The sequence below is a fragment of the Burkholderia ubonensis genome, assembly GCF_902833085.1.
GTDB classification, from domain to species: domain Bacteria; phylum Pseudomonadota; class Gammaproteobacteria; order Burkholderiales; family Burkholderiaceae; genus Burkholderia; species Burkholderia ubonensis.
The window spans coordinates 72640-93632 of the sequence record NZ_CADFEB010000012.1 but is presented as its reverse complement, the minus strand read 5'-3'; the positions used below and the strand labels follow the sequence as shown (position 1 = coordinate 93632).

General features: G+C 68.2%; 19 protein-coding genes. 9 read left to right on the top strand and 10 right to left on the bottom strand.

The features are described 5' to 3' along the window. Window positions 1–94: 94 nt before the first annotated feature. Genes HWX31_RS30510 through HWX31_RS30495 form a run of 4 tightly spaced genes read right to left on the bottom strand, consistent with a single transcriptional unit; the run spans window position 95 to window position 3705 of the window. The gene (locus tag HWX31_RS30510) at window positions 95–811 is read right to left on the bottom strand and encodes a PqiC family protein (RefSeq protein ID WP_174964857.1); all 717 of its coding nucleotides are present in this window, start codon (window positions 809–811) and stop codon (window positions 95–97) included. After that, complete coding sequence (locus HWX31_RS30505; RefSeq protein ID WP_174964858.1) at window positions 808–2427, bottom strand: PqiB family protein; 1620 nt, start codon at window positions 2425–2427, stop codon at window positions 808–810. The genes HWX31_RS30510 and HWX31_RS30505 overlap by 4 nt, the downstream gene beginning before the upstream one ends. Beyond that, entirely contained in the window at window positions 2420–3055 is a 636-nt protein-coding gene (locus HWX31_RS30500) for a paraquat-inducible protein A (RefSeq protein WP_059611122.1), read from the bottom strand. The genes HWX31_RS30505 and HWX31_RS30500 overlap by 8 nt, the downstream gene beginning before the upstream one ends. Further along, on the bottom strand, window positions 3052–3705 hold the full coding sequence (locus HWX31_RS30495; protein WP_174964859.1) for a paraquat-inducible protein A: 654 nt from the start codon (window positions 3703–3705) through the stop codon (window positions 3052–3054). Before HWX31_RS30495 ends, HWX31_RS30500 begins: the two co-directional genes overlap by 4 nt. A gap of 260 nt (window positions 3706–3965) precedes the next feature. Between HWX31_RS30495 and HWX31_RS30490 the strand changes: the two genes are divergently transcribed. From HWX31_RS30490 to HWX31_RS30475, 4 genes are all read left to right on the top strand, one after another. Next, window positions 3966–4526, top strand: a complete 561-nt coding sequence (locus HWX31_RS30490) for a cytochrome b (RefSeq protein ID WP_174964860.1) — start codon at window positions 3966–3968, stop codon at window positions 4524–4526. Between the two features lie 8 nt (window positions 4527–4534). Further along, window positions 4535–5095: a YceI family protein gene (locus HWX31_RS30485; RefSeq protein ID WP_059611403.1), complete on the top strand. Its 561-nt coding sequence runs from the start codon at window positions 4535–4537 to the stop codon at window positions 5093–5095. Between the two features lie 66 nt (window positions 5096–5161). After that, window positions 5162–5755 (top strand): YceI family protein, encoded by a 594-nt coding sequence (locus tag HWX31_RS30480; protein ID WP_059611128.1) that lies wholly within the window; start codon window positions 5162–5164, stop codon window positions 5753–5755. A 223-nt stretch (window positions 5756–5978) separates the two neighbouring features. After that, on the top strand, window positions 5979–7259 hold the full coding sequence (locus HWX31_RS30475) for an MFS transporter (RefSeq protein WP_174964861.1): 1281 nt from the start codon (window positions 5979–5981) through the stop codon (window positions 7257–7259). An 81-nt stretch (window positions 7260–7340) separates the two neighbouring features. Here the strand turns inward: HWX31_RS30475 and secF are convergent, their stop codons facing one another. From secF to queA, 5 genes are all read right to left on the bottom strand, one after another. After that, complete coding sequence (gene secF, locus HWX31_RS30470) at window positions 7341–8291, bottom strand: protein translocase subunit SecF (protein ID WP_010091395.1); 951 nt, start codon at window positions 8289–8291, stop codon at window positions 7341–7343. A 16-nt stretch (window positions 8292–8307) separates the two neighbouring features. Then, window positions 8308–10332, bottom strand: coding sequence for a protein translocase subunit SecD (secD, locus tag HWX31_RS30465; RefSeq protein ID WP_174964862.1), 2025 nt, complete (start codon window positions 10330–10332; stop codon window positions 8308–8310). A gap of 106 nt (window positions 10333–10438) precedes the next feature. Next, window positions 10439–10765, bottom strand: coding sequence for a preprotein translocase subunit YajC (gene yajC, locus HWX31_RS30460; protein ID WP_010091397.1), 327 nt, complete (start codon window positions 10763–10765; stop codon window positions 10439–10441). Window positions 10766–10987: 222 nt separating this feature from the next. After that, on the bottom strand, window positions 10988–12169 hold the full coding sequence (gene tgt / locus HWX31_RS30455) for a tRNA guanosine(34) transglycosylase Tgt (protein ID WP_174964863.1): 1182 nt from the start codon (window positions 12167–12169) through the stop codon (window positions 10988–10990). 113 nt (window positions 12170–12282) lie between these two features. Continuing rightward, on the bottom strand, window positions 12283–13347 hold the full coding sequence (gene queA, locus HWX31_RS30450; protein ID WP_174964864.1) for a tRNA preQ1(34) S-adenosylmethionine ribosyltransferase-isomerase QueA: 1065 nt from the start codon (window positions 13345–13347) through the stop codon (window positions 12283–12285). Window positions 13348–13507: 160 nt separating this feature from the next. Between queA and recG the strand changes: the two genes are divergently transcribed. Together recG and HWX31_RS30440 are read left to right on the top strand one after the other, a co-directional pair. After that, the gene (gene recG, locus HWX31_RS30445; protein ID WP_175934001.1) at window positions 13508–15835 is read left to right on the top strand and encodes an ATP-dependent DNA helicase RecG; all 2328 of its coding nucleotides are present in this window, start codon (window positions 13508–13510) and stop codon (window positions 15833–15835) included. A 125-nt stretch (window positions 15836–15960) separates the two neighbouring features. After that, window positions 15961–16920 (top strand): hydrogen peroxide-inducible genes activator, encoded by a 960-nt coding sequence (locus HWX31_RS30440; protein WP_059617033.1) that lies wholly within the window; start codon window positions 15961–15963, stop codon window positions 16918–16920. Between the two features lie 157 nt (window positions 16921–17077). Here HWX31_RS30440 and HWX31_RS30435 read toward each other — a convergent pair whose 3' ends face one another. Continuing rightward, the gene (locus HWX31_RS30435) at window positions 17078–17287 is read right to left on the bottom strand and encodes a hypothetical protein (RefSeq protein ID WP_174964066.1); all 210 of its coding nucleotides are present in this window, start codon (window positions 17285–17287) and stop codon (window positions 17078–17080) included. Between the two features lie 101 nt (window positions 17288–17388). Here HWX31_RS30435 and katG point away from each other — a divergent pair, with 101 nt between their 5' ends. The 3 genes from katG to ubiA all read left to right on the top strand — a co-directional run bounded on the left by katG (window position 17389) and on the right by ubiA (window position 20864). Beyond that, on the top strand, window positions 17389–19575 hold the full coding sequence (gene katG / locus HWX31_RS30430) for a catalase/peroxidase HPI (protein ID WP_174964067.1): 2187 nt from the start codon (window positions 17389–17391) through the stop codon (window positions 19573–19575). A 118-nt stretch (window positions 19576–19693) separates the two neighbouring features. Then, on the top strand, window positions 19694–19858 hold the full coding sequence (locus tag HWX31_RS30425; protein WP_088500984.1) for a hypothetical protein: 165 nt from the start codon (window positions 19694–19696) through the stop codon (window positions 19856–19858). Between the two features lie 142 nt (window positions 19859–20000). Further along, a complete protein-coding gene (gene ubiA, locus HWX31_RS30420; RefSeq protein ID WP_174964068.1) occupies window positions 20001–20864 on the top strand; it encodes a 4-hydroxybenzoate octaprenyltransferase in 864 nt (287 codons plus the stop codon). Window positions 20865–20993 lie beyond the last annotated feature (129 nt).

Here is a 20993-nt window from a genome sequence, read left to right as displayed (position 1 = left end):
AAGATCGGTCGGTCGCCTGGCTCGCGAGTCATGGTGCGGGGCGCGGCGATATGCGCGCAGGTCGAAGCCGCGCGTACGCCGCAATCGCTGCCGGTTACGTCCCCGCTTTGCCGGTCGCGCCGGCGGCGTCGCCGGACGTCGGGTTCGCCGGGCACGGCACGAGCGGCGCGGCGGACTTGCCGCCGGAAGCCGTCGCGGCCGGCCCGCCGCGCCGCGCGGCCAGCGCGCGCACGCCGGCGGCCGCTTGCGTCGCAATCACGTCGAGCGCGCGCCGATGACCGGCGACGAGCGCGTCGTAGCCGTCGCCGACCGGCTCGGCGACGCTCGTGCGGCAGGTCATCACGACCTGCGTGCCGACGGCGCGCACGCTCCACACCGCGTCGATCGCCGCACGCTTGGCCGGCCACGACTCGAAGCGCTGCACGTTGACGCTGACCCGGTACACGGGCACACCCGCCGGATACGCGGAATTCACGACGTCGATCGTGCCGAGCTGCGCGGCGAGGTCGTCTGACAGCGCGCGGCGGATCTCGTCGGCGGGCGGCGACGCCCAGCGCTCCAGCTCGAGCACGTCGACCTGCGCGGCGTTCTTCTGCACGACGAGCTGGTTCTTCGCGACCTGCTCGGGCACGCCGACGGACGGCACCTCGATCAGGAACGGCGGGTTGGCGGGCGCGGTGCGCGTCGCGAGCGCCGCGTCGGCGGGGCTCAGCGTATAGAACCGCGCGGGCGGCGAGCTGCACGCGGCGAGCGCCAGCGCGGCGAAAACCACCGCCGCGCCGCTCGCGAAACCGTTCACGCGTGTCGTCATTGCTTGTCTCCTGGCTTGCCCTTGAGCAGCGATTCGGGGTGGCGCTCCAGATAGTCCGAGAGCGCGTTCAGCGATTGCAGCGTGCGCGTGAGCTCCTTCAGCGCGCCGCGCACGTCGGACTGCAGCGGCGAATCCTGCTGCAGCGTCGCCTCGGCGGCCGAGAAGGTCTGCTTCGCGGCCGACAGCGTGTCGCGCGCCTCGGGCATGACCTGCGAGTCGAGCTGCCTGAACAGCCTGTCGGCGTTCGCGAGCGTGCTGTTCAGGTTCGCGCCGATCTGCTCGAACGGCACCTTGTCGAGCTTCTTCGCGATGTCGGCGACCACCACCTGCAGCTCCTCGAGCTCGTTCGGCACGGTCGGCAACTGGAGCGGCTGGCGCGCCGGATCGATCTTCGCGGCCGGCGCCTTCGGGAAGAAGTCGAGCGCGACGTAGAGCTGACTCGTCAGCAGGTTGCCGGTGCGCAGCTGGCCGCGCAGCCCGCGCTCGACGAGCCGCTCGATGATCTCGCGGCGGGCGGCCTCGCCCTTGCTCTCGATCGTTTCGCGGAAGCGCCGGCCGAGGCGTTCCGGATAGAGGTTCATCGTCACCGGCATCGTGAAGCTCTTCGTCTTCGGATCGTAGTCGATGCCGATGTTCGTGACCTCGCCGAGCACGATGCCGCGGAAGTCGACCGGCGCGCCGACCGCGAGCCCGCGCAGCGACTGGTTGAAGTCCATCACGACCTGCAGCGGCGGGCCGTCCGGCTCGCGCATCGCATCGGCCTCGTCGGAGCCGAGGTGGAACACCATGTTGTTCGGCGCGCTCGCGCCGCTCGACTGGTTCGGCGGCGCCTGGAACGCGATGCCGCCGAGGATCACGGTCGCGAGCGACTGCGTGTTCAGCTTGAAGCCGCTCGAGTCGAGCCGCAGGTCGACGCCGCTCGCCTGCCACCAGCGCGAATTCGTGCCGACGTACTGGTCGTACGGCGCGTTGACGAACACGTTGACGGTCACGCCCGTGCCGTCCTTGTCGAGCGCGAAGCCGACCACCTGGCCGACCTGCACGCGCCGGTAGTAAACCGGCGAGCCGATGTCGACGGAACCGAGCGACGCGCCGCGCAGCACGTACTGCGTGCCCTTCTGGTCGCCGGTGACGGGCGGCGGCGTCTCGAGGCCCGCGAAGTCGGTTTGCCCTTCCTGCGCGCGGCCGGCATCGACGCCGATGTACGCGCCCGACAGCAGCGTGCCGAGCCCCGACACGCCGGTCGCGCCGATCCGCGGACGCACGACCCAGAAGCGCGAGCCCTTCACCGCGAAGTCCTCGGCCTCCTTCTTGAGCTGCACGTCGACCAGCACGCGCGCCAGGTCCTTCGACAGCGTGATCGTCTTGACGATGCCGATCTCGACGTCCTTGTACTTGACCTGGGTCTTGCCGGGTTCGAGGCCTTCGGCGCTGCGGAAGCTGATCGTGATTTCCGGGCCGCGCTCGCGCACGGACTTGATCACGAGGCCGATGCCGATCAGCGCGGCGATCAGCGGCACGAGCCAGACGAGCGACGGCAGCCAGCCGCTTTTCGTCGAGATCGCCGGATCGGGCGGCCGGGGCCGGTCGTGCTGCGGGCCTTGCGGACTATTCATGGAGTTTCCCTGAGTTTTCGACGGGATCCCAGATCAGGCGGGGATCGAACTGCATCGACGCCAGCATCGTGAGGATCACGACCGAGCCGAACGCGAGCGCGCCGGGGCCGGCCGTGATCACGGCGAGCGAACGAAAGTGGACGAGCGCGACGGTGAGCGTCACGACGAAGATGTCGAGCATCGACCAGCGGCCGATGCGCTCGACGATCCGGAACAGGCGCGTGCGCTGCAGCGGCCGCCACGCGGAGCGGCGCTGCGCGCTGATCACGAGGATCACGAGCACGCCGAGCTTGAGCATCGGCACGAGGATGCTCGCGACGAACACGACGACGGCGAGCGGCCAGTCGCCCGAGGTCCAGAAATAGACGACGCCGCTCATGATCGTGTCCTGCTGCGCGCCGACGAGCGACGCGGTGCGCATGATCGGCAGCAGGTTCGCCGGAATGTAGAGGATCGCGGCGGCGAGCAGCAGCGCCCAGGTGCGCGCGATGCTGTTCGGCGTGCGGAAGTGGAGCGCGGCGCCGCAGCGCGCGCAATGCGCGTGCGCATGCGTGCGGTCGAGCGGCTGCACGAGCCCGCACGTGTGGCAACTGGCGAGGCCCTCGCGCGCGGCGGTCGGCGTCGTCATCGGCGAGGCGCCTCCGGCAACGGCGCTTCGTCGTCGCCGGGCCCGGCGCGCAGCTCGTCGGCGACGTCCCACAGCCGCTGCGGGTCGAACATCAGCACGACGGCGATCATCAGCGTCAGCGCGGCGAACGCGAACAGCGCGGCTTCCGGCACGACGCGCGCGAGCGAGACCATCTTGACGATGGTCACGACGATGCCGAGCATGAACACCTCGATCATCCCCCACGGGCGCACCAGCTGGATCGCGCGCAGCACGAAGTTGAACCCGGGCGGCACGTGACCGCGCCGCATCGGGAACAGCAGGTACAGCAGCGCGGACATCTCGACGAGCGGAAACAGCACGGTCGAGCAGAACACCATCACGGCGACGAGCGCCATGTCCTGGCGCCACAGCGATTCGATCGCGCCGAGCAGCGTCGTCTGCACGCGGTTGCCGTTCACGTCCATCTCGATGATCGGGAACGCCTGCGCGATCACGAACGTGATCAGCCCCGCGAGCGCGAGCGCACAGATCCGCTCGAGCTGGGCCGAGCTGCTGCGGTAGAGCACCGCGTCGCAGCGCGGGCAATGCGCGACGTCGCGGCCGCTAAGACGCGGTTTGTGCAACAGTGCGTCGCATTCATGGCAGGCAATCAGGTCGTTTCGATGCATGGGGAAAGCGGTTGAGCGACGGCAGGGATACGCGTCGGCGGGGCCGGAACCCGCGCCAATCTTACCAAAACGCGTTTTTTGCGGTGTCAACACCGGGATCGGATGTGACCGGTCGGTCACGATGGGGGCTGGGCCGCGCGGGCGGCCGCGTCCGTAGTGAGAGTCCGCGCGTGACAAAAGGTTGCGGTAGCATGGCGCCCTTGGCATGCGTCGGACGATTGGCGGCGCGGCCGTTCGCTGTTCGCTGAATTGAGGAATCCATGGCACCGAATTCGCTGCCGGCCGCACCGGCCCGCTATACGAGCACCGCGATCGCGCTGCACTGGCTGATCGCACTGCTGATCGTCTGCGGCTTCGCGCTCGGCTGGGTGATGACCGACATCCCCGGCTTCACGCCGACGAAGCTCAAGTATTTCTCGTGGCACAAGTGGATCGGCGTGACCGTGTTCGCGCTGGCCGCCGTGCGCGTGCTGTGGCGCGCGACCCACATGCCGCCGGCGGCGCCAGCGGGCATGCCGGCGTTGCAGCGGATCGCCGCGCACGGCGTGCACATGCTGCTGTACGTGCTGATGATCGTGATCCCGGTGACGGGCTACCTGTACAGCTCCGCGTCGAACATCCCGGTCGTGTATCTCGGCATCGTGCCGCTGCCGCGCCTGATCGATCCCGATCCGGCGCTGAAGGAAACCTTCAAGACGCTCCACGTGTCTTTGAATTACATTCTGCTTTCGCTCGTCGCGCTGCACGTGCTCGCGGTGGCCAAGCATCAGTTGCTGGACCGTGACGGCGTGCTGTCGCGGATGCTCCCCTCTGCCAAATGAAGGATCCCATGAAAGTGTCTTTCTCCCGCTCCGTGCTGGCCGCGTTCGCCGCGGCGTCGTTCGCCGCGTCGGGCGCCGCGCATGCCGACGTCGATCTGGCGAAAAGCAAGGTCACCGCCGTGTCGAAGCAGATGAACGTGCCGACCGAAGGCGTGTTCAAGAAATTCAGCGCGCAGATCAAGTTCGATCCCGCGAAGGCCGCGCAGGGCAGTGCGCAGGTGGCGATCGACATCGCGAGCTACGACCTCGGCGACAAGATGTACAACGACCAGGTCGCCGGCAAGGACTGGTTCGACGCGAAGGCGTACCCGCAGGCGACCTTCCAGTCGACCGCGATCGCGCCCGCCGGCGGCAACAAGTACAACGTGACCGGCAAGCTGACGATCAAGGGCAAGACCGAGACGCTGACCGTGCCGGTCACCGTCACGCAGAGCGGCGCGACGCAGGCCTTCGACGGCGTGCTGCCGATCAAGCGCTCGGCGTTCAACGTCGGCACCGGCGAATGGAAGGACACGTCGATCGTCGCCGACGAGGTGCAGATCAAGTTTCATATCGTCGCCGCGAAGTAAGCGCGGCGGCCTGGCATCACAACCCGAAGCCGCACCGGCGTGCGGCGACGTTCCAAGGAGATTGAATTGAGCAAGCATCTGATGATCGCGGCGGGCGCGCTCGCCGCAGCCCTGTCGTTCCCGGCGTTCGCCGACGTGTCGACGTACCAGTTCGACCCGAGCCACACGTACCCGAGCTTCGAGGCCGACCACTTCGGCGGCCTGTCGGTGTGGCGCGGCAAGTTCGACAAGTCGAGCGGCACGGTGACGCTCGATCGCGCCGCGAAGACGGGCACGGTCGACGTGACGACCCAGCTCGCGTCGATCAGCACCGGCAGCACGAAGCTCGACGAGCACCTGCAGACGAACGAGTTCTTCGACGTCGCGAAGTACCCGGACGCGGTCTACAAGGGCACGGTGAAGTTCAAGGGCGACAAGCCGGCCGAGGTGGTCGGCAACCTGACGCTGCACGGCGTGACCAAGCCGCTGACGCTGAAGATCGATTCGTTCAAGTGCATGCCGCACCCGATGCTCAAGCGCGAAGTGTGCGGCATCGACGCGGTGGGCGAGTTCAACCGCGACGAATTCGGCCTCGACTACGGCAAGCAGTACGGCTTCAAGATGCAGACCAAGCTGCTGATCACGGCAGAAGCGGTCAAGCAGGACGCCGCCAAGCAGTAAGCCGGGCCGCGCCGGCGCCGATCGCGCCGGCCGCCTGCGGGAAACCGCCGCGCTCCGTTGCCGGGCGCGGCGGTTTTTTATTGCGCGCCGCCGGCGCGCCGGCGGCGCAGGCAGCGCAGGCAGCGCAGGCGGGCCGTCTATAATCGCCCGAACCGTCGACGGCGGCGTGCGGGCCGCGCCGCCGCGCGAACGCGAACGAACAACAAGGACAAGGAGATTGCCCATGCATGCCGCCGTCACGCCGTCTCGTTCCATCGCCTCGTCGCCGCGCGTGCGGCGCGCGGTCGTCGCCGCGTCGATCGGCAATGCGCTCGAGTGGTTCGACCTCGTCGTCTACGGCTTCTTCGCGGTGACGATCTCCAGGCTGTTCTTCCCGGCCGGCAACGACGCCGTGTCGCTGCTGTTCACGCTCGGCACGTTCGGCGTGTCGTTCTTCATGCGGCCGCTCGGCGCGATCGTGCTCGGCGCGTATGCCGACCGCGCGGGCCGCAAGGCGGCGCTGACGCTGTCGATCCAGCTGATGATGGCCGGCACGCTGATCATCGCGGTGCTGCCGACCTACGGCACGATCGGCGTCGCCGCGCCGCTGATCCTCGTCGCCGCGCGGCTGCTGCAGGGTTTTTCGGCGGGCGGCGAGTTCGGCAGCGCGACCGCGTTCCTCGCGGAGCACGTGCCGGACCGGCGCGGCTTCTTCGCCAGCTGGCAGGTCGCGAGCCAGGGCCTCACGACGCTGCTTGCGGCCGGGTTCGGCACCGTGCTCAACGCGCACCTCACGGCCGCGCAGATGGCCGCATGGGGCTGGCGGATCCCGTTCTTCTTCGGGTTGCTGATCGGCCCCGTCGCGTACTACATCCGCGCCAAGGTCGACGAGACGCCCGAATTCCTCGCGGCCGGAAGCGCCGGGCATCCGCTGCGCGACACGTTCGCGTCGCACAAGGCGCGCCTGGTTACGTCGATCGGCGTGATCGTGCTCGGCACCGTCGCGACCTATCTCGTGCTGTTCATGCCGACCTACGGCGTGAAGGAAATGGGCCTGTCGCCGTCGGCCGCGTTCGCGGCGATCCTCGTCGTCGGCGCGATCCAGATGGGGTTCGCGCCGCTCGTCGGCCACTGGTCGGACCGTTACGGCCGCGTGCGCGTGATGGTCGCGCCGGCCGTCGGCATCCTCGTGCTGATTTATCCGGCGTTCGCGTATCTGGTCGCACATCCGGGCTTCGGCGCGCTGATCGCGGTGCAGATCGTGTTCGCATTCCTGATGACCGGCTATTTCGCGGGGCTGCCGGCGCTGCTGTCCGAGGTGTTCCCGGTGCAGACCCGCACGACGGGGATGTCGCTCGCGTATAACGTCGGCGTGACGATCTTCGGCGGCTTCGGGCCGTTCATCATCACGTGGCTGATCCGCGCGACCGGGATGAAGACCGCGCCGAGCTTCTACGTGATGTTCGCGGCGGTGCTGAGTCTCGCGGCGCTGGCCGTGCTGCGCAGGCGGTTCGGGTTCCGGTGAAGCGGAGCAGGGCGGCGCGCAAAAGCAAAAAGGCCGGTTCGAGCGAACCGGCCTTTTCCGTTTGCCGAGGCAGCGACGCGCTTACACCTGCGCGCCCGCGTTCGGATCGTCCGGATCGTGCGCGAGCTTCTTTTCCTTGATCAGGTCTTCGCGCTTGATGCCGAGCCACATCGCGAGCGAGCCCGCGACGAACACCGACGAGTAGATGCCGAACAGGATGCCGACCGTCAGCGCGAGCGCGAAGTAGTGCAGCGTCGGGCCGCCGAAGAAGAACATCGACAGCACCATCATTTCGGTCGACGTGTGCGTGATGATCGTGCGCGACATCGTGGTCGTGATCGCGTGGTTGATCACTTCCTGCACGCTCATCTTGCGTTCGCGGCGGAACGTCTCGCGGATTCGGTCGAAGATGACGACCGACTCGTTCACCGAGTAGCCGAGCACCGCGAGGATCGCGGCGAGCACCGCGAGCGAGAACTCCCACTGGAAGAACGCGAAGAAGCCGAGAATGATCACGACGTCGTGCAGGTTCGCGATGATGCCGGCGACCGCGTACTTCCATTCGAAGCGGAACGACAGGTAGATCACGATGCCGATCACGACGCACGCGAGCGCGAGCAGGCCGTCGGTCGCGAGCTCCCGGCCGACCTGCGGGCCGACGAACTCGACGCGCTGCAGCGTCACGTCCGGGCTTTGCGCCTTCAGCGCGGTCATCACCTGGTCGCTCTGCTGCGCGGACGTGAGGCCCTGCTTGAGCTGCAGGCGGATCAGCACGTTGCGCGACGTGCCGAAGTTCTGCACCTGCGCGTCGGCGTAGCCGAGCTTGCCGAGCGTCGCGCGCACGGGCTCGAGCTGCGCGGCCTGCTGGTACTGGACCTCGATCACCGTGCCGCCGGTGAACTCGACGGACAGGTGCAGCCCGCGATGGAGCAGGAAGAACACGGCGGCGAGGAACGTGACCAGCGAGACCACGTTGAACACCAGCGCGTGCCGCATGAACGGGATGTCTTTACGGATGCGGAAAAATTCCATGATCGTCTCCGGGGCCTTATTGGGTCGAGCCCGGTTTCTTCGGCGGCAGGCCCGCCTGCGCGCGGTTGCGCAACTGCGGCTTGCCGGTGCGCGGCGCGTTGCTCTTCGCGGGCGCGGCGAGCTTCGCGGCGCGCGCGGTGTCGGTCGCTTCGTCGGCGGCGTCGAACGACGCGGCGCCGGCGGTCGCGCCTTCCGGCTTCCACACCTGGCCGATCGCGAGCGACTTCAGCTTCTTGCGGCCGCCGTACCAGAGGTTGACGAGCCCGCGCGAGAAGAACACCGCGGAGAACATCGACGTCAGGATGCCGAGGCAGTGCACGATCGCGAACGCGCGCACCGGGCCCGAGCCGAACGCGAGCAGCGCGAGGCCGGCGATCAGCGTCGTGACGTTCGAGTCGAGAATCGTCGCCCATGCGTGCGAGTAGCCGGCCTGGATCGCGAGCTGCGGCGGGTGGCCGGCGCGCAGCTCCTCGCGCACGCGCTCGTTGATCAGCACGTTCGAGTCGATCGCCATGCCGAGCGCGAGCGCGATGGCGGCGATGCCGGGCAGCGTCAGCGTCGCCTGCATCAGCGACAGCACCGCGACCAGCAGCAGCAGGTTCACCGACAGGCCGATCACCGAGATCATGCCGAACAGCATGTAGTACAGGGCCATGAACACGGCGATCGCGGCGAAGCCCCAGATCACCGAGTGCACGCCCATCTTGATGTTGTCGGCGCCGAGGCTCGGGCCGATCGTGCGTTCCTCGATGATGTCCATCGGCGCCGCGAGCGAGCCGGCGCGCAGCAGCAGCGCGAGGTCGGCCGCGGCCTGCGGGGTCGGCTGGCCGGTGATCTGGAAGCGATCGCCGAGTTCCGACTGGATCGTCGCGACGGTCAGCACCTCGCCCTTGCCCTTCTCGAACAGCACCATCGCCATCGGCTTGCCGATGTTCTCGCGCGACACCGCGCGCACCGCGCGGCCGCCTGCCGAGTCGAGGCGGATGTTGACCGACGGGCGCTGGTGCTCGTCGAAGCCGGCCGACGCGTCGATGATGCGGTCGCCGGTGAAGATCACGTCCTTCTTCAGCAGCACGGGCGCCTGGTTGCCCTGCGTGAACAGCTCCTCGCCCGGCGGCACGGGGTCGTTCGGGTTCGGGTGCGTGTTGATCGGATCGGCGAGGCGCGCTTCGAGCGTCGCGGTGCGGCCGATGATGTCCTTCGCCTTCGCGGTGTCCTGCACGCCCGGCAGCTCGACGACGATGCGGTCGCTGCCCTGCTGCTGCAGGATCGGCTCCGACACGCCGAGCTCGTTGACCCGGTTGTGGAGCGTGGTGAGGTTCTGCTTGAGCGCCGCGTCTTCGACGGCCTTCTGCACGGCCGGCGTGAACGTGCCGACCACCTGGACGCCGCCGCCGCCGGGCTGGGTCGCCCATTGCAGCTCGGTGACCGACGACGCGAGCGCCTTGCGGGCGTCTTCGGCCGTCTGCGGATCGCTGAAGTTGACGACGACGGATTGATCGACGCGGCTCACGCCGCCGTCGCGGATGTTCTTGTCACGCAGCAGCGTGCGGGCGTCGGACGCGTCGGAATCGAGCTTCTTCGTCAGCGCGCCCGTCATGTCGACCTGCAGCAGGAAGTGGACGCCGCCGCGCAGGTCGAGGCCGAGATACATCGGCAGCGCGTGCAGTGCGGTCAGCCAGCGCGGCGACGCGCTCTGCAGGTTCAGCGCGACGACGTACTGCGGATCGTTCGGGTCGGCGTTCAGCGATTTCTGCAGCAGATCCTTCACGCGCAGCTGCGTATCGGTGTCCTTCAGGCGCACGCGGATGTTCGCGTTGGCGGCCGTGTTCTCGAAGGTGACGTCGTCCGGCTTGATCTGCGCGGCCGTCAGCGCGGCTTCGACCTGGCTCAGCGTCGCCGAGTCGAGCTTGACCGTGGCCTTGCCGCTCGACACCTGCACCGCCGGCGCTTCGCCGAAGAAATTGGGCAATGTGTACAGAAAGCCGATGGCGAGCGCCACGACCATCACGACATATTTCCAGATTGGGTAACGATTCATGAGGGGGCCGAACGGGGTAGTTGGCTTGAAAGCGTCGCGTCCGGCGCCGCGTCGGCCCGCTTCTCGGGCGGGCGCGGCGCGGGGAGCCGGACGCTCGGACCAGGGCTTACAGCGACTTGATCGTGCCCTTCGGCAGAATGGTCGTGACAGCGGCCTTCTGCACGGTGATTTCGGTGCCTTCGGCAATCTCGACGCCGATGTAGGCTTCCGACACCTTCGTCACCTTGCCGACGAGCCCGCCGCTCGTGACGACTTCATCGCCCTTGGCCATGGCCGAGAGCATGTTGCGGTGCTCCTTCTGGCGCTTCATCTGCGGGCGGATCATGATGAAATAGAGCACGGCGAACATCAGGATGAGCGGCAGGAAGCTCATCAGGCTCGATTCGGCGCCACCCGCGGCACCTTGCGCGAAGGCATTGGAAATGAACGGCACGTTGGTCTCTCCGTAAGGGAAGATCGAAAATTAAGCCGGTTATTCTACCACCGGCCCCAAGCCGCGACGGCGTGGCAAATGCGCTTTGGGATCAAGCTGTTAAAGCGGAAACCGGCGCCATTGCGGCTTGCGAAGAAAGGTAATTGTAATATTCGTTGGTCGGGGGCCGATAGTTTTCCGGACTTTTTTAGTACTAGTCTCAATCCACGGCCCGCCGGCCCGTCAGTCGACGCCTCTCGCGCGATCCTCCGCGAAGCGCTGGCGGAACGCGTCGAACGTGTGCGTCTCGATCGCCTCGCGGATCTCGCTCATCAGCTGCAGGTAGTAGTGCAGGTTGTGGATCGTGTTGAGCTGCGCGCCGAGGATCTCGCCGACGCGGTGCAGGTGGTGCAGGTAGCCGCGCGAGAAGTTCTGGCACGTGTAGCACGCGCAGCTCGGGTCGAGCGGCTTCAGCGAGTTCTTGTGCGTCGCGTTGCGGATCTTCACGTCGCCGAAGCGCGTGAACAGCCACCCGTTGCGCGCGTTGCGGGTCGGCATCACGCAGTCGAACATGTCGATGCCGTTGGCGACGCCGTCGACGAGGTCCTCCGGCGTGCCGACGCCCATCAGGTAGTGCGGCTTGTGCGCGGGCAGCTTCGGGCCGACGTGCCGCAGCACCCGCATCATGTCTTCCTTCGGCTCGCCGACCGACAGCCCGCCGATCGCGAGGCCGTGGAAATCCAGCTCGGCGAGGCCCGCGAGCGATTCGTCGCGCAGGTCCTCGAACATCCCGCCCTGGACGATCCCGAACAGCGCGTTCGGGTTGCCGAGCCGGTCGAACTCGTCGAGCGAGCGCTTCGCCCAGCGCAGCGACATCCGCATCGAGTCGGCCGCTTCCTTGTGCGTGGTCGGCACGCCGTTGGTCGCGTAGGGCGTGCACTCGTCGAACTGCATCACGATGTCCGAGTTCAGCACCTTCTGGATCTGCATCGACACTTCCGGCGACAGGAACAGCTTGTCGCCGTTGATCGGCGACGCGAACGTGACGCCGTCCTCGGTGATCTTGCGCAGGTCGCCGAGCGAGAACACCTGGAAGCCGCCCGAGTCGGTCAGGATCGGTTTGTTCCAGCCCATGAAGCCGTGCAGGCCGCCGTGCGCGTCGATCGTGTCGAGGCCCGGGCGCAGCCACAGGTGGAACGTGTTGCCGAGGATGATCTGGGCCTTGATCTCGTGCAGCTCGCGCGGCTGGATCGCCTTCACGGTGCCGTAGGTGCCGACCGGCATGAAGATCGGCGTCTCGACCACGCCGTGGTTGAGCGTCACGCGGCCGCGCCGCGCGTGGCCGTCGGTCGTCAGCAGGTCGAATTTCAGGCCGTTGTGCGGGCGGATGTGGGTGTGCGTATCGTGGGATGAACCTTCGGTCATCGCATTGGGCTCCTTGCAACCGAAAAACAGTTCGGCGCATGTTGAGTGCGCCACCGGGATACCGGCGGCGGGTAAAAATCGGATGTGCGCTACTGTAGCGCGCCGCGCGACGCTTACGCGCGGGCTTCCGGCGCGCTGCGCCGCGTGAGCAGCATCGCGTCGCCGTAGCTGAAGAAGCGGTAGCGCTCGTCAATCGCGTGCCGGTAGGCGGCGCGGATCGTCTCCACGCCCGCGAACGCCGAAACGAGCATCAGCAGCGTCGATTTCGGCAGGTGGAAATTGGTCACGAGCCGGTCGACCACGCGAAACGCGTAGCCGGGCGTGATGAAGATGTCGGTCTCGGCCTGCGTCGCCGCGAGCGGACGGCCCGCGGCGTCGGCGTCGCGCGCCGCGGCTTCGAGCGCGCGCATCGACGTCGTGCCGACCGCGATCACGTTGCCGCCGCGCGCGCGGGTCGCGGCGATCCTGTCGACCAGCGACTGCGGCAATTCGTACCACTCGCTGTGCATCTTGTGCTCGGCGAGGTTGTCGACCCGCACCGGCTGGAACGTGCCCGCGCCGACGTGCAGCGTCAGCGTCGCGCGCTCGACGCCCATCGCGTCGAGCTTCGCGAGCAGCGGCTCGTCGAAGTGCAGGCCGGCCGTCGGCGCGGCGACCGCGCCCGGGTTGCTCGCATAGACGGTCTGGTAGCGCGTCTCGTCGGTCGCGTCGGGGTCGTGCTCGATGTACGGCGGCAGCGGCAGCCGGCCGTACTGCTCGATCAGCGTCAGGCACGGCGCCGGGAAATGCAGCGTGAAGAACGGCTCGACGCGCTCGCCGAGCGTCACGTCGAACGCGTCGGCCAGCGTCAGCGTCGTGCCGGGCCCGGGCGACTTGCTCGCGCGGATCTGCGCGAGCGCGGTGTGGGTGCCCGTCACGCGCTCGATCAGCACCTCGACCTTGCCGCCGCTCGCCTTGTGGCCGAAGAAGCGCGCCTTCAGCACCTTGGTGTCGTTGAACACGAGCAGGTCGCCGGCCGCGATGCACGACGGCAGCTCGGCGAAACGGCGATCGACGAGGCGGGCCGGCGCGACCGTGTTGTCGACCTCGAGCAGGCGGCTCGCGGTGCGGTCGGGCAGCGCGGTTTGCGCGATCAGCTCGGGCGGCAGATGGAAATCGAAATCGGAAAGCGTGAGCATGCGGGCTGGTTCGAAGCGGCCGGCGCGCGCTGCCGACAGGCTAAAACGCGTAAATGGGGCGCGCGAGCCGCTATGATGGCGGAGTCGCGGCTTGGCCGGCGTCGCTCGTTCGGACGACGTGAAAGCCGCTATTGTACTTGCGAAGCCCTCTGCCGATCCGATGCCTGTGTCACCACGCCGTTCCACCGCCGCCGCCGTTGACGATCCCGCCGACCCGTTCGACGCGGGCGAGGCCGCGCCGCCCGCGCCCCGCACGGGGGCGCGCCGCGCGGCGCCGCGTCGTGGCGCGGACGGCCGGCTCGCGCAGCCGGCGGCGGCCGCGCCCGACGTGACGGCCGAGCCTGCTGAATCTGACCCGGCCGCGCCTGACCCAGCCGCATCTGAGCCGGCCGCGCCGAAGCGCAAGAAGGCCGCGACCGACAAGCCGCTGAAGACCGCCGACAAGCTCGCGAAGCTCGGCCTCACGCGTTCGATCGATCTCGTGCTGCACCTGCCGATGCGCTACGAGGACGAGACCACGCTCACGCCGATCGACGAGCTGCTGCCCGGCGGCATTGCGCAGACGGAAGGCGTCGTGTTCGACAACGAGGTCGCGTACCGGCCGCGCCGCCAGCTCGTCGTGAAGATCCAGGACGACGACGGCGCGCAGCTCGTGCTGCGCTTCCTGAATTTCTACGGCTCGCAGGTCAAGCAGATGGCCGTCGGCCAGCGGCTGCGCGTGCGCGGCGACGTGCGCGGCGGCTTCTTCGGGATGGAGATGGTGCATCCGGCGGTGCGCGTCGTCGACGAGCACGCGCCGCTGCCGCAGGTGCTCACGCCGGTCTATCCGAGCACGGCGGGCGTGTCGCAGGCATACCTGCGCAAGGCGATCGAGAACGCGGTCGAGCGCACGCCGCTGCCCGAATTGCTGCCCCCCGAGATCGACCGCGCGTACCTGAAGCCGCTCGGCGTGCCGACGCTCGCGGACGCCGTGCGGATCCTGCACCACCCGGGCGTCGATTCCGACGAGCCCGCGCTGATGGACGGCTCGCATCCCGCATGGACGCGCATCAAGTTCGACGAGCTGCTCGCGCAGCAGCTGTCGCTCAAGCGCGCGCACGAGGAGCGCCGCACGCGCGCCGCGCCCGCGATGCCGCGCCGCGCGGCGGGCGACGCCGGCGCGTTGACGACGCGGCTCTACGCGGCGCTGCCGTTCACGCTGACGGGTGCGCAGGCGCGCGTCGTCGACGAGATCGCGCACGACCTGACCCTGCCGCATCCGATGCAGCGCCTGCTGCAGGGCGACGTCGGCAGCGGCAAGACCGTGGTCGCGGCGCTCGCGGCCACGCAGGCGATCGACGCCGGCTACCAGGCCGCGCTGATGGCGCCGACCGAAATCCTCGCGGAGCAGCATGCGCGCAAGCTGCGCGGCTGGCTCGAGCCGCTCGGCGTGTCGGTCGCGTGGCTCGCGGGCAGCCTGAAGGCGAAGGAAAAGCGCGCGGCGATCGAAGCCGCCGCGCTCGGCACCGCGCAGCTCGTGATCGGCACGCACGCGATCATCCAGGACGCGGTCGAGTTCGCGCGGCTCGGCCTCGTGATCGTCGACGAGCAGCATCGCTTCGGCGTCGAGCAGCGCCTTGCGCTGCGCGCGAAGGCCGCCAACGCCGCGGACGGCGCGCAGGGCTTCCAGCCGCACCAGCTGATGATGTCGGCGACGCCGATCCCGCGCACGCTCGCGATGACCTACTACGCGGATCTCGACGTGTCGACGATCGACGAATTGCCGCCGGGCCGCACGCCGATCCTGACGCGCCTCGTCGGCGACGCGCGGCGCGAAGAGGTGATCGCGCGGGTGCGCGAGGCCGCGCTGACGGGCCGCCAGGTCTACTGGGTCTGCCCGCTGATCGAGGAAAGCGAGACGCTGCAGCTGCAGACGGCGGTCGAAACCTACGAGACGCTCGTCGCCGCGCTGCCCGAGCTGAAGGTCGGCCTCGTGCACGGGCGCCTGTCGACCGCCGACAAGGCGGCGGTGATGGACGCATTCACGCGCAACGAGGTGCAGCTGCTCGTCGCGACGACGGTGATCGAGGTCGGCGTCGACGTGCCGAACGCGTCGCTGATGGTGATCGAGCACGCGGAGCGCTTCGGCCTCGCGCAGCTGCACCAGCTGCGCGGCCGGGTGGGGCGCGGCACCGCGGCGTCGGTTTGCGTGCTGCTGTACAGCGGGCCGCTGTCGCTCGCGGGCCGCGCGCGGCTGAAGACGATGCGCGAGACCACCGACGGCTTCGAGATCGCGCGGCGCGACCTCGAGATCCGCGGGCCGGGGGAATTCCTCGGCGCGCGCCAGTCGGGCGCCGCGATGCTGCGCTTCGCGAACCTCGAAACCGACGGCTGGCTGATCGAGCCGGCCCGCGAAGCGGCGGCGCGGCTGATCGCCGCGTACCCGGACGTCGTCACGCAGCATCTCGCGCGCTGGCTCGGCGCGCGCGAGCAGTACCTGAAAGCGTGACGGCGGATTGAGGGCCGGCTTTGAAAACGCCGTTTTGCGCGTCAGGATGCGGAGAAACTTGGCGAACCGGCACCACAGGGTGTATAAAATAAACCTATCGCCTGTATATATTTGATTGACCCGCAATGACACTGACTGAACTGAAATACATCGTCGCAGTCGCGCGCGAACGGCATTTCGGCCGTGCGGCCGAAGCGTGCTTCGTGAGCCAGCCGACGCTGTCGGTGGCGATCAAGAAGCTGGAAGACGAGCTCAACGTACAGATTTTCGAGCGCGGCGCGAGCGAAGTGAGCGTCACGCCGATCGGCGACCAGATCGTCACGCAGGCACAGCGCGTGCTGGAGCAGACCTTCGCGATCAAGGAGATCGCGAAGCAGGGCAAGGACCCGCTCATCGGGCCGTTCCGTCTCGGCGTGATCTACACGATCGGACCGTACCTGCTGCCGACGCTCGTCAAGCAGATGATCCAGCGCGTGCCGCAGATGCCGCTGATGCTGCAGGAGAACTACACGCTCAAGCTGCTCGAACTGCTGAAGCAGGGCGAGATCGACGCCGCGATCATGGCGCTGCCGTTCCCGGAAACGGGGCTGATGGTGCGGCCGCTGTACGACGAGCCGTTCGTCGTCGCGCTGCCGGCCGGCCATCCGTGGGAGAAGCGCAACCAGATCGACGCGGAGGACCTGAAGCAGGAAACGATGCTGCTGCTCGGCAACGGCCATTGCTTCCGCGATCACGTGCTCGGCGTGTGCCCGGAACTGATGCGCTTCTCGCAGACCGCCGACGGCATCCAGAAGACCTTCGAGGGCTCGTCGCTCGAAACGATCCGCCACATGGTCGCGAGCGGCGTCGGCATCACCGTGCTGCCGCGGATGTCGGTTGCCGAGGTCGGCCCGCGCGCGAACGGCCCGGACGCCGAGCTGCTGTCGTACGTACCGTTCAACGAACCGGTGCCGGACCGCCGCGTCGTGCTCGTGTGGCGCAAGAGCTTCACGCGGATGCCCGCGATCGACGCGATCAGCGAGGCGATCGCCGCGTGCGAGCTGCCGGGCGTCGCGAAGCTCGACATGCCGGCCACGATGAACTGAGCGGGCGCGGCCGGTGGTCGCAGTTCGGGGGCGGGGTCTTGCGACCCCGCTTATTTTTGTCTATCGTATAGATTAAATTTATTGATTTAGAAAAATCAATAGCGAGATATAGAATCCTTCGCATGGATCGAGCGGCGTCGCGCACCGGTCCGCACGTTCAATGCAAGCGTCTAAGGAGGATGTCATGATGCATTTGGTCATGCAGCACGCGCAGCGGAACATCCCGCCGCGCGGGAAGGTCTTCGATCGCGCCCGGGCCGCGATCCGGCGCTTGCGCCCGATTGCGTTCGCCTACCTGGCGCAGCGCACGTACGGCGGCTGAACGCGCGCCCAGCCCGGCATCGATTCCGGCATCACCGTAGTACACGGGAGAGGGTCTCCTGTTTTTTTCCCCGCAGTGACCGTCCGCCGACGGTGCCCGGCTTCCGGGCCGAGCAGGCGGACGCAGACGATCATAGGAGAAGACGCATGTCGACTGAAAGCAAGTGCCCGTTCCATCAAACCGCAGCCGGCGGCACGTCGAACAAGGACTGGTGGCCCGAACAGCTGAACCTGAACATCCTGCACCGGCATGCGTCGGTGTCCGATCCGATGGACGCGGATTTCGACTATGCCGAAGCATTCAAGAAGCTCGATTTCGCGGCGCTCAAGCAGGATCTCCGCGCGCTGATGACCCTGTCGCAGGACTGGTGGCCGGCCGACTTCGGCCACTACGGCGGCCTGTTCATCCGCATGGCGTGGCACAGCGCCGGCACGTACCGCACGGGCGACGGCCGCGGCGGCGCGGGCGGCGGCCAGCAGCGCTTCGCGCCGCTCAACAGCTGGCCCGACAACGGCAACCTCGACAAGGCGCGCCGGCTGCTGTGGCCGGTCAAGCAGAAGTACGGCCGCAACATCTCGTGGGCCGACCTGATGATCCTCGCCGGCAACGTCGCGCTCGAATCGATGGGCTTCAAGACCTTCGGTTACGCGGGCGGCCGTGCGGACACGTGGGAACCGGACGACGTGTACTGGGGCGCGGAGAAGATCTGGCTGGAGCTGAGCGGCGGCCCGAACAGCCGCTACTCGGGCGACCGTGATCTCGAGAACCCGCTGGCCGCCGTGCAGATGGGCCTGATCTACGTGAACCCGGAAGGCCCGGACGGCAACCCCGATCCGATCGCCGCGGCGCGCGACATTCGCGAGACCTTCGCGCGGATGGCGATGAACGACGAGGAAACCGTCGCGCTGATCGCGGGCGGCCATACGTTCGGCAAGACCCACGGCGCGGGGCCCGCGTCGAACGTCGGCGCCGAGCCGGAGGCTGCGGCCATCGAGGCGCAGGGGCTCGGCTGGAAGAGCACTTACGGCACCGGCAAGGGAAAGGACGCGATCACGAGCGGGCTGGAGGTCACGTGGACGACCACGCCGACGCAGTGGAGCCACAACTTCTTCGAGAACCTGTTCGGCTACGAATGGGAGTTGACGAAGAGCCCGGCCGGCGCGCACCAGTGGGTTGCGAAGGGTGCCGACGCGGTGATTCCGGATGCATTCGATCCGTCGAAGAAGCACCTGCCGACGATGCTGACGACCGACCTGTCGCTGCGCTTCGATCCGGCCTACGAGAAGATCTCGCGGCGCTTCTACGAGAACCCGGACCAGTTCGCCGACGCGTTCGCCCGCGCGTGGTTCAAGCTGACGCACCGCGACATGGGCCCGCGCGCACGCTATCTCGGCCCGGAAGTGCCGGCTGAGGCGCTGCTGTGGCAAGACCCGGTTCCGGCGGTCGACCACAAGCTGATCGACGACGCCGACGTCGCGGCGCTGAAGGGCAAAGTTCTCGCGTCGGGGCTGTCCGTGTCGCAGCTGGTGTCGACCGCGTGGGCGTCGGCGTCGACGTACCGCGGCTCCGACAAGCGCGGCGGCGCGAACGGCGCGCGCATTCGCCTCGCGCCGCAGAAGGACTGGGAAGCGAACCAGCCCGAGCAACTGGCGAAGGTGCTGGCGACGCTCGAAGGCATCCGCAGCGCGTTCAACGACGCGCAGACCGGCGGCAAGCAGGTGTCGCTCGCGGACCTGATCGTGCTGGCCGGCGCCGCGGGCGTCGAGCAAGCGGCGAAGAACGCGGGCCAGACGGTGACGGTGCCGTTCGCGCCGGGCCGCACGGATGCGTCGCAGGAGCAGACCGATATCGACGCGATGGCGGTGCTCGAGCCGCGCGCGGACGGCTTCCGCAACTACCTGAAGGGCAAGTACCGGGTGCCGGCCGAAGCGCTGCTGGTCGACAAGGCGCAACTGCTGACGCTGAGCGCGCCGGAAATGACGGTGCTGGTGGGCGGGCTGCGCGTGCTGGGCGCGAACGTCGGGCAGAGCGCGCATGGCGTGTTCACGGACCGGCCGGAGGCGCTGACCAACGACTTCTTCGTGAACCTGCTCGACATGGGCACCGAGTGGAAGCCGGTCTCGGCCGACAACGACGTGTTCGAAGGGCGCGATCGCGCGACGGGCAAGGTGAAGTGGACCGGCACGCGCGTGGACCTGGTGTTCGGCTCGCACTCGCAGCTGCGGGCGCTGGCCGAGGTCTACGGCAGCGCGGATGCGCAGCAGAAGTTCGTGCGCGACTTCGTCGCGGTCTGGAACAAGGTGATGAACCTCGACCGCTTCGACCTCGCGTAATCGCGACGCCTCGCTGTTGACGCACTGACAGCGGGTAACGGGGAAACGGCCGGTCGCGAGACCGGCCGTTTTCGTCTGAGGGATGGGTTTTGTCGTTCTGTCTGAAGGAGTAACGATCATGACGCAATTGATGATGGATATGCGCGTCGCGCTCGCCGCGCCGGTGACGCGCGCGCCTGCCGCCGCGCTGCGGCGCTTCGTCGGTTTCGCGATCGCGGGCAGCGGTGCGGCCGTGCTGGTCGCGCAGGCGCTGCACCACCTCGCCGCCGTCGCGGCCGGTTGAGCGCGCGAACCCGTGAACCCGTTTCGCTCGAGGGGGCCGATCGCGATCCCCGCTGCGCGGGCGCCGGGCGCGCGCCGCCCCGACATGACGCGAACGGCCGCCCGGCTCTAAAATGCCGGGGTTATCTTCCCGGTGCTTCGCCATGCTCGCCCGCTTTCCCCTGTATCTGCGGCTCGTCCGGATGGACAAGCCGATCGGCAGCCTGCTGCTGCTCTGGCCGACGCTCAACGCGCTGTGGATCGCGTCGAGCGGCCAGCCGCGCTGGTCGCTGCTCGTGATCTTCGCGCTCGGCACGCTGCTGATGCGTTCGGCCGGCTGCGCGATCAACGACTACGCCGACCGCGACTTCGACCGTCACGTGAAGCGCACGGCCGACCGTCCGCTGACGTCCGGCAAGATCCGGGCGTGGGAAGCGATCGCGATCGCGGTCGGGCTGGCGCTCGTCGCGTTCCTGCTGATTCTGCCGCTCAATACGCTGACGAAAGAGCTGTCGGTGGTCGCGGTGATCGTCGCGGGCACCTATCCGTTCATGAAGCGCTTCTTCGCGATCCCGCAGGCGTACCTGGGCATCGCGTTCGGCTTCGGCATTCCGATGGCGTTCGCGGCCGTGCAGGACACGGTGCCGATGCTCGCATGGGTCATGCTGATCGCGAACGTGTTCTGGTCGGTCGCCTACGACACCGAATACGCGATGGTCGACCGCGACGACGACATCAGGATCGGCATCCGCACGTCGGCGCTCACGTTCGGCCGCTTCGATGTCGCGGCGGTGATGGCGTGCTATGCGGCCACGCTCGGCATCTACGTGTGGGTCGGGCTGACGCTCGGCTTCGGCCTCGTCTACTGGGCGGGGTGGGCGGCGGCGGCCGGCTGCGCGGTGTATCACTACACGCTGATCAAGGATCGCGAGCGGATGCCGTGCTTCGCCGCGTTCCGGCACAACAACTGGCTCGGCGGCGTGCTGTTCGCCGGGATCGCCGCGCATTACGCGGTGGCCGGGCTCTGAGCGCCGGTGACGGCGGCGCATCCTGCGCCGGAAAAAGAGAAAGCGGCCCGCGGGCCGCTTTTCTGTTTGCGCGAAGGGGCGAGCGGGTGCGCAGCCGCAACCGCCGCGCACGTTCCGCGCGGACGTTCC

What these genes read in the sequence shown, in the direction of transcription:
- HWX31_RS30510 (WP_174964857.1), bottom strand. Translation starts at nt 811, where the DNA reads ATGACGACACGCGTGAACGGTTTCGCGAGCGGCGCGGCGGTGGTTTTC.
- HWX31_RS30505 (WP_174964858.1), bottom strand. Translation starts at nt 2,427, where the DNA reads ATGAATAGTCCGCAAGGCCCGCAGCACGACCGGCCCCGGCCGCCCGAT.
- HWX31_RS30500 (WP_059611122.1), bottom strand. Translation starts at nt 3,055, where the DNA reads ATGACGACGCCGACCGCCGCGCGCGAGGGCCTCGCCAGTTGCCACACG.
- HWX31_RS30495 (WP_174964859.1), bottom strand. Translation starts at nt 3,705, where the DNA reads ATGCATCGAAACGACCTGATTGCCTGCCATGAATGCGACGCACTGTTG.
- HWX31_RS30490 (WP_174964860.1), top strand. Translation starts at nt 3,966, where the DNA reads ATGGCACCGAATTCGCTGCCGGCCGCACCGGCCCGCTATACGAGCACC.
- HWX31_RS30485 (WP_059611403.1), top strand. Translation starts at nt 4,535, where the DNA reads ATGAAAGTGTCTTTCTCCCGCTCCGTGCTGGCCGCGTTCGCCGCGGCG.
- HWX31_RS30475 (WP_174964861.1), top strand. Translation starts at nt 5,979, where the DNA reads ATGCATGCCGCCGTCACGCCGTCTCGTTCCATCGCCTCGTCGCCGCGC.
- secF (WP_010091395.1), bottom strand. Translation starts at nt 8,291, where the DNA reads ATGGAATTTTTCCGCATCCGTAAAGACATCCCGTTCATGCGGCACGCG.
- secD (WP_174964862.1), bottom strand. Translation starts at nt 10,332, where the DNA reads ATGAATCGTTACCCAATCTGGAAATATGTCGTGATGGTCGTGGCGCTC.
- tgt (WP_174964863.1), bottom strand. Translation starts at nt 12,169, where the DNA reads ATGACCGAAGGTTCATCCCACGATACGCACACCCACATCCGCCCGCAC.
- queA (WP_174964864.1), bottom strand. Translation starts at nt 13,347, where the DNA reads ATGCTCACGCTTTCCGATTTCGATTTCCATCTGCCGCCCGAGCTGATC.
- recG (WP_175934001.1), top strand. Translation starts at nt 13,508, where the DNA reads ATGCCTGTGTCACCACGCCGTTCCACCGCCGCCGCCGTTGACGATCCC.
- HWX31_RS30440 (WP_059617033.1), top strand. Translation starts at nt 15,961, where the DNA reads ATGACACTGACTGAACTGAAATACATCGTCGCAGTCGCGCGCGAACGG.
- katG (WP_174964067.1), top strand. Translation starts at nt 17,389, where the DNA reads ATGTCGACTGAAAGCAAGTGCCCGTTCCATCAAACCGCAGCCGGCGGC.
- HWX31_RS30425 (WP_088500984.1), top strand. Translation starts at nt 19,694, where the DNA reads ATGACGCAATTGATGATGGATATGCGCGTCGCGCTCGCCGCGCCGGTG.
- ubiA (WP_174964068.1), top strand. Translation starts at nt 20,001, where the DNA reads ATGCTCGCCCGCTTTCCCCTGTATCTGCGGCTCGTCCGGATGGACAAG.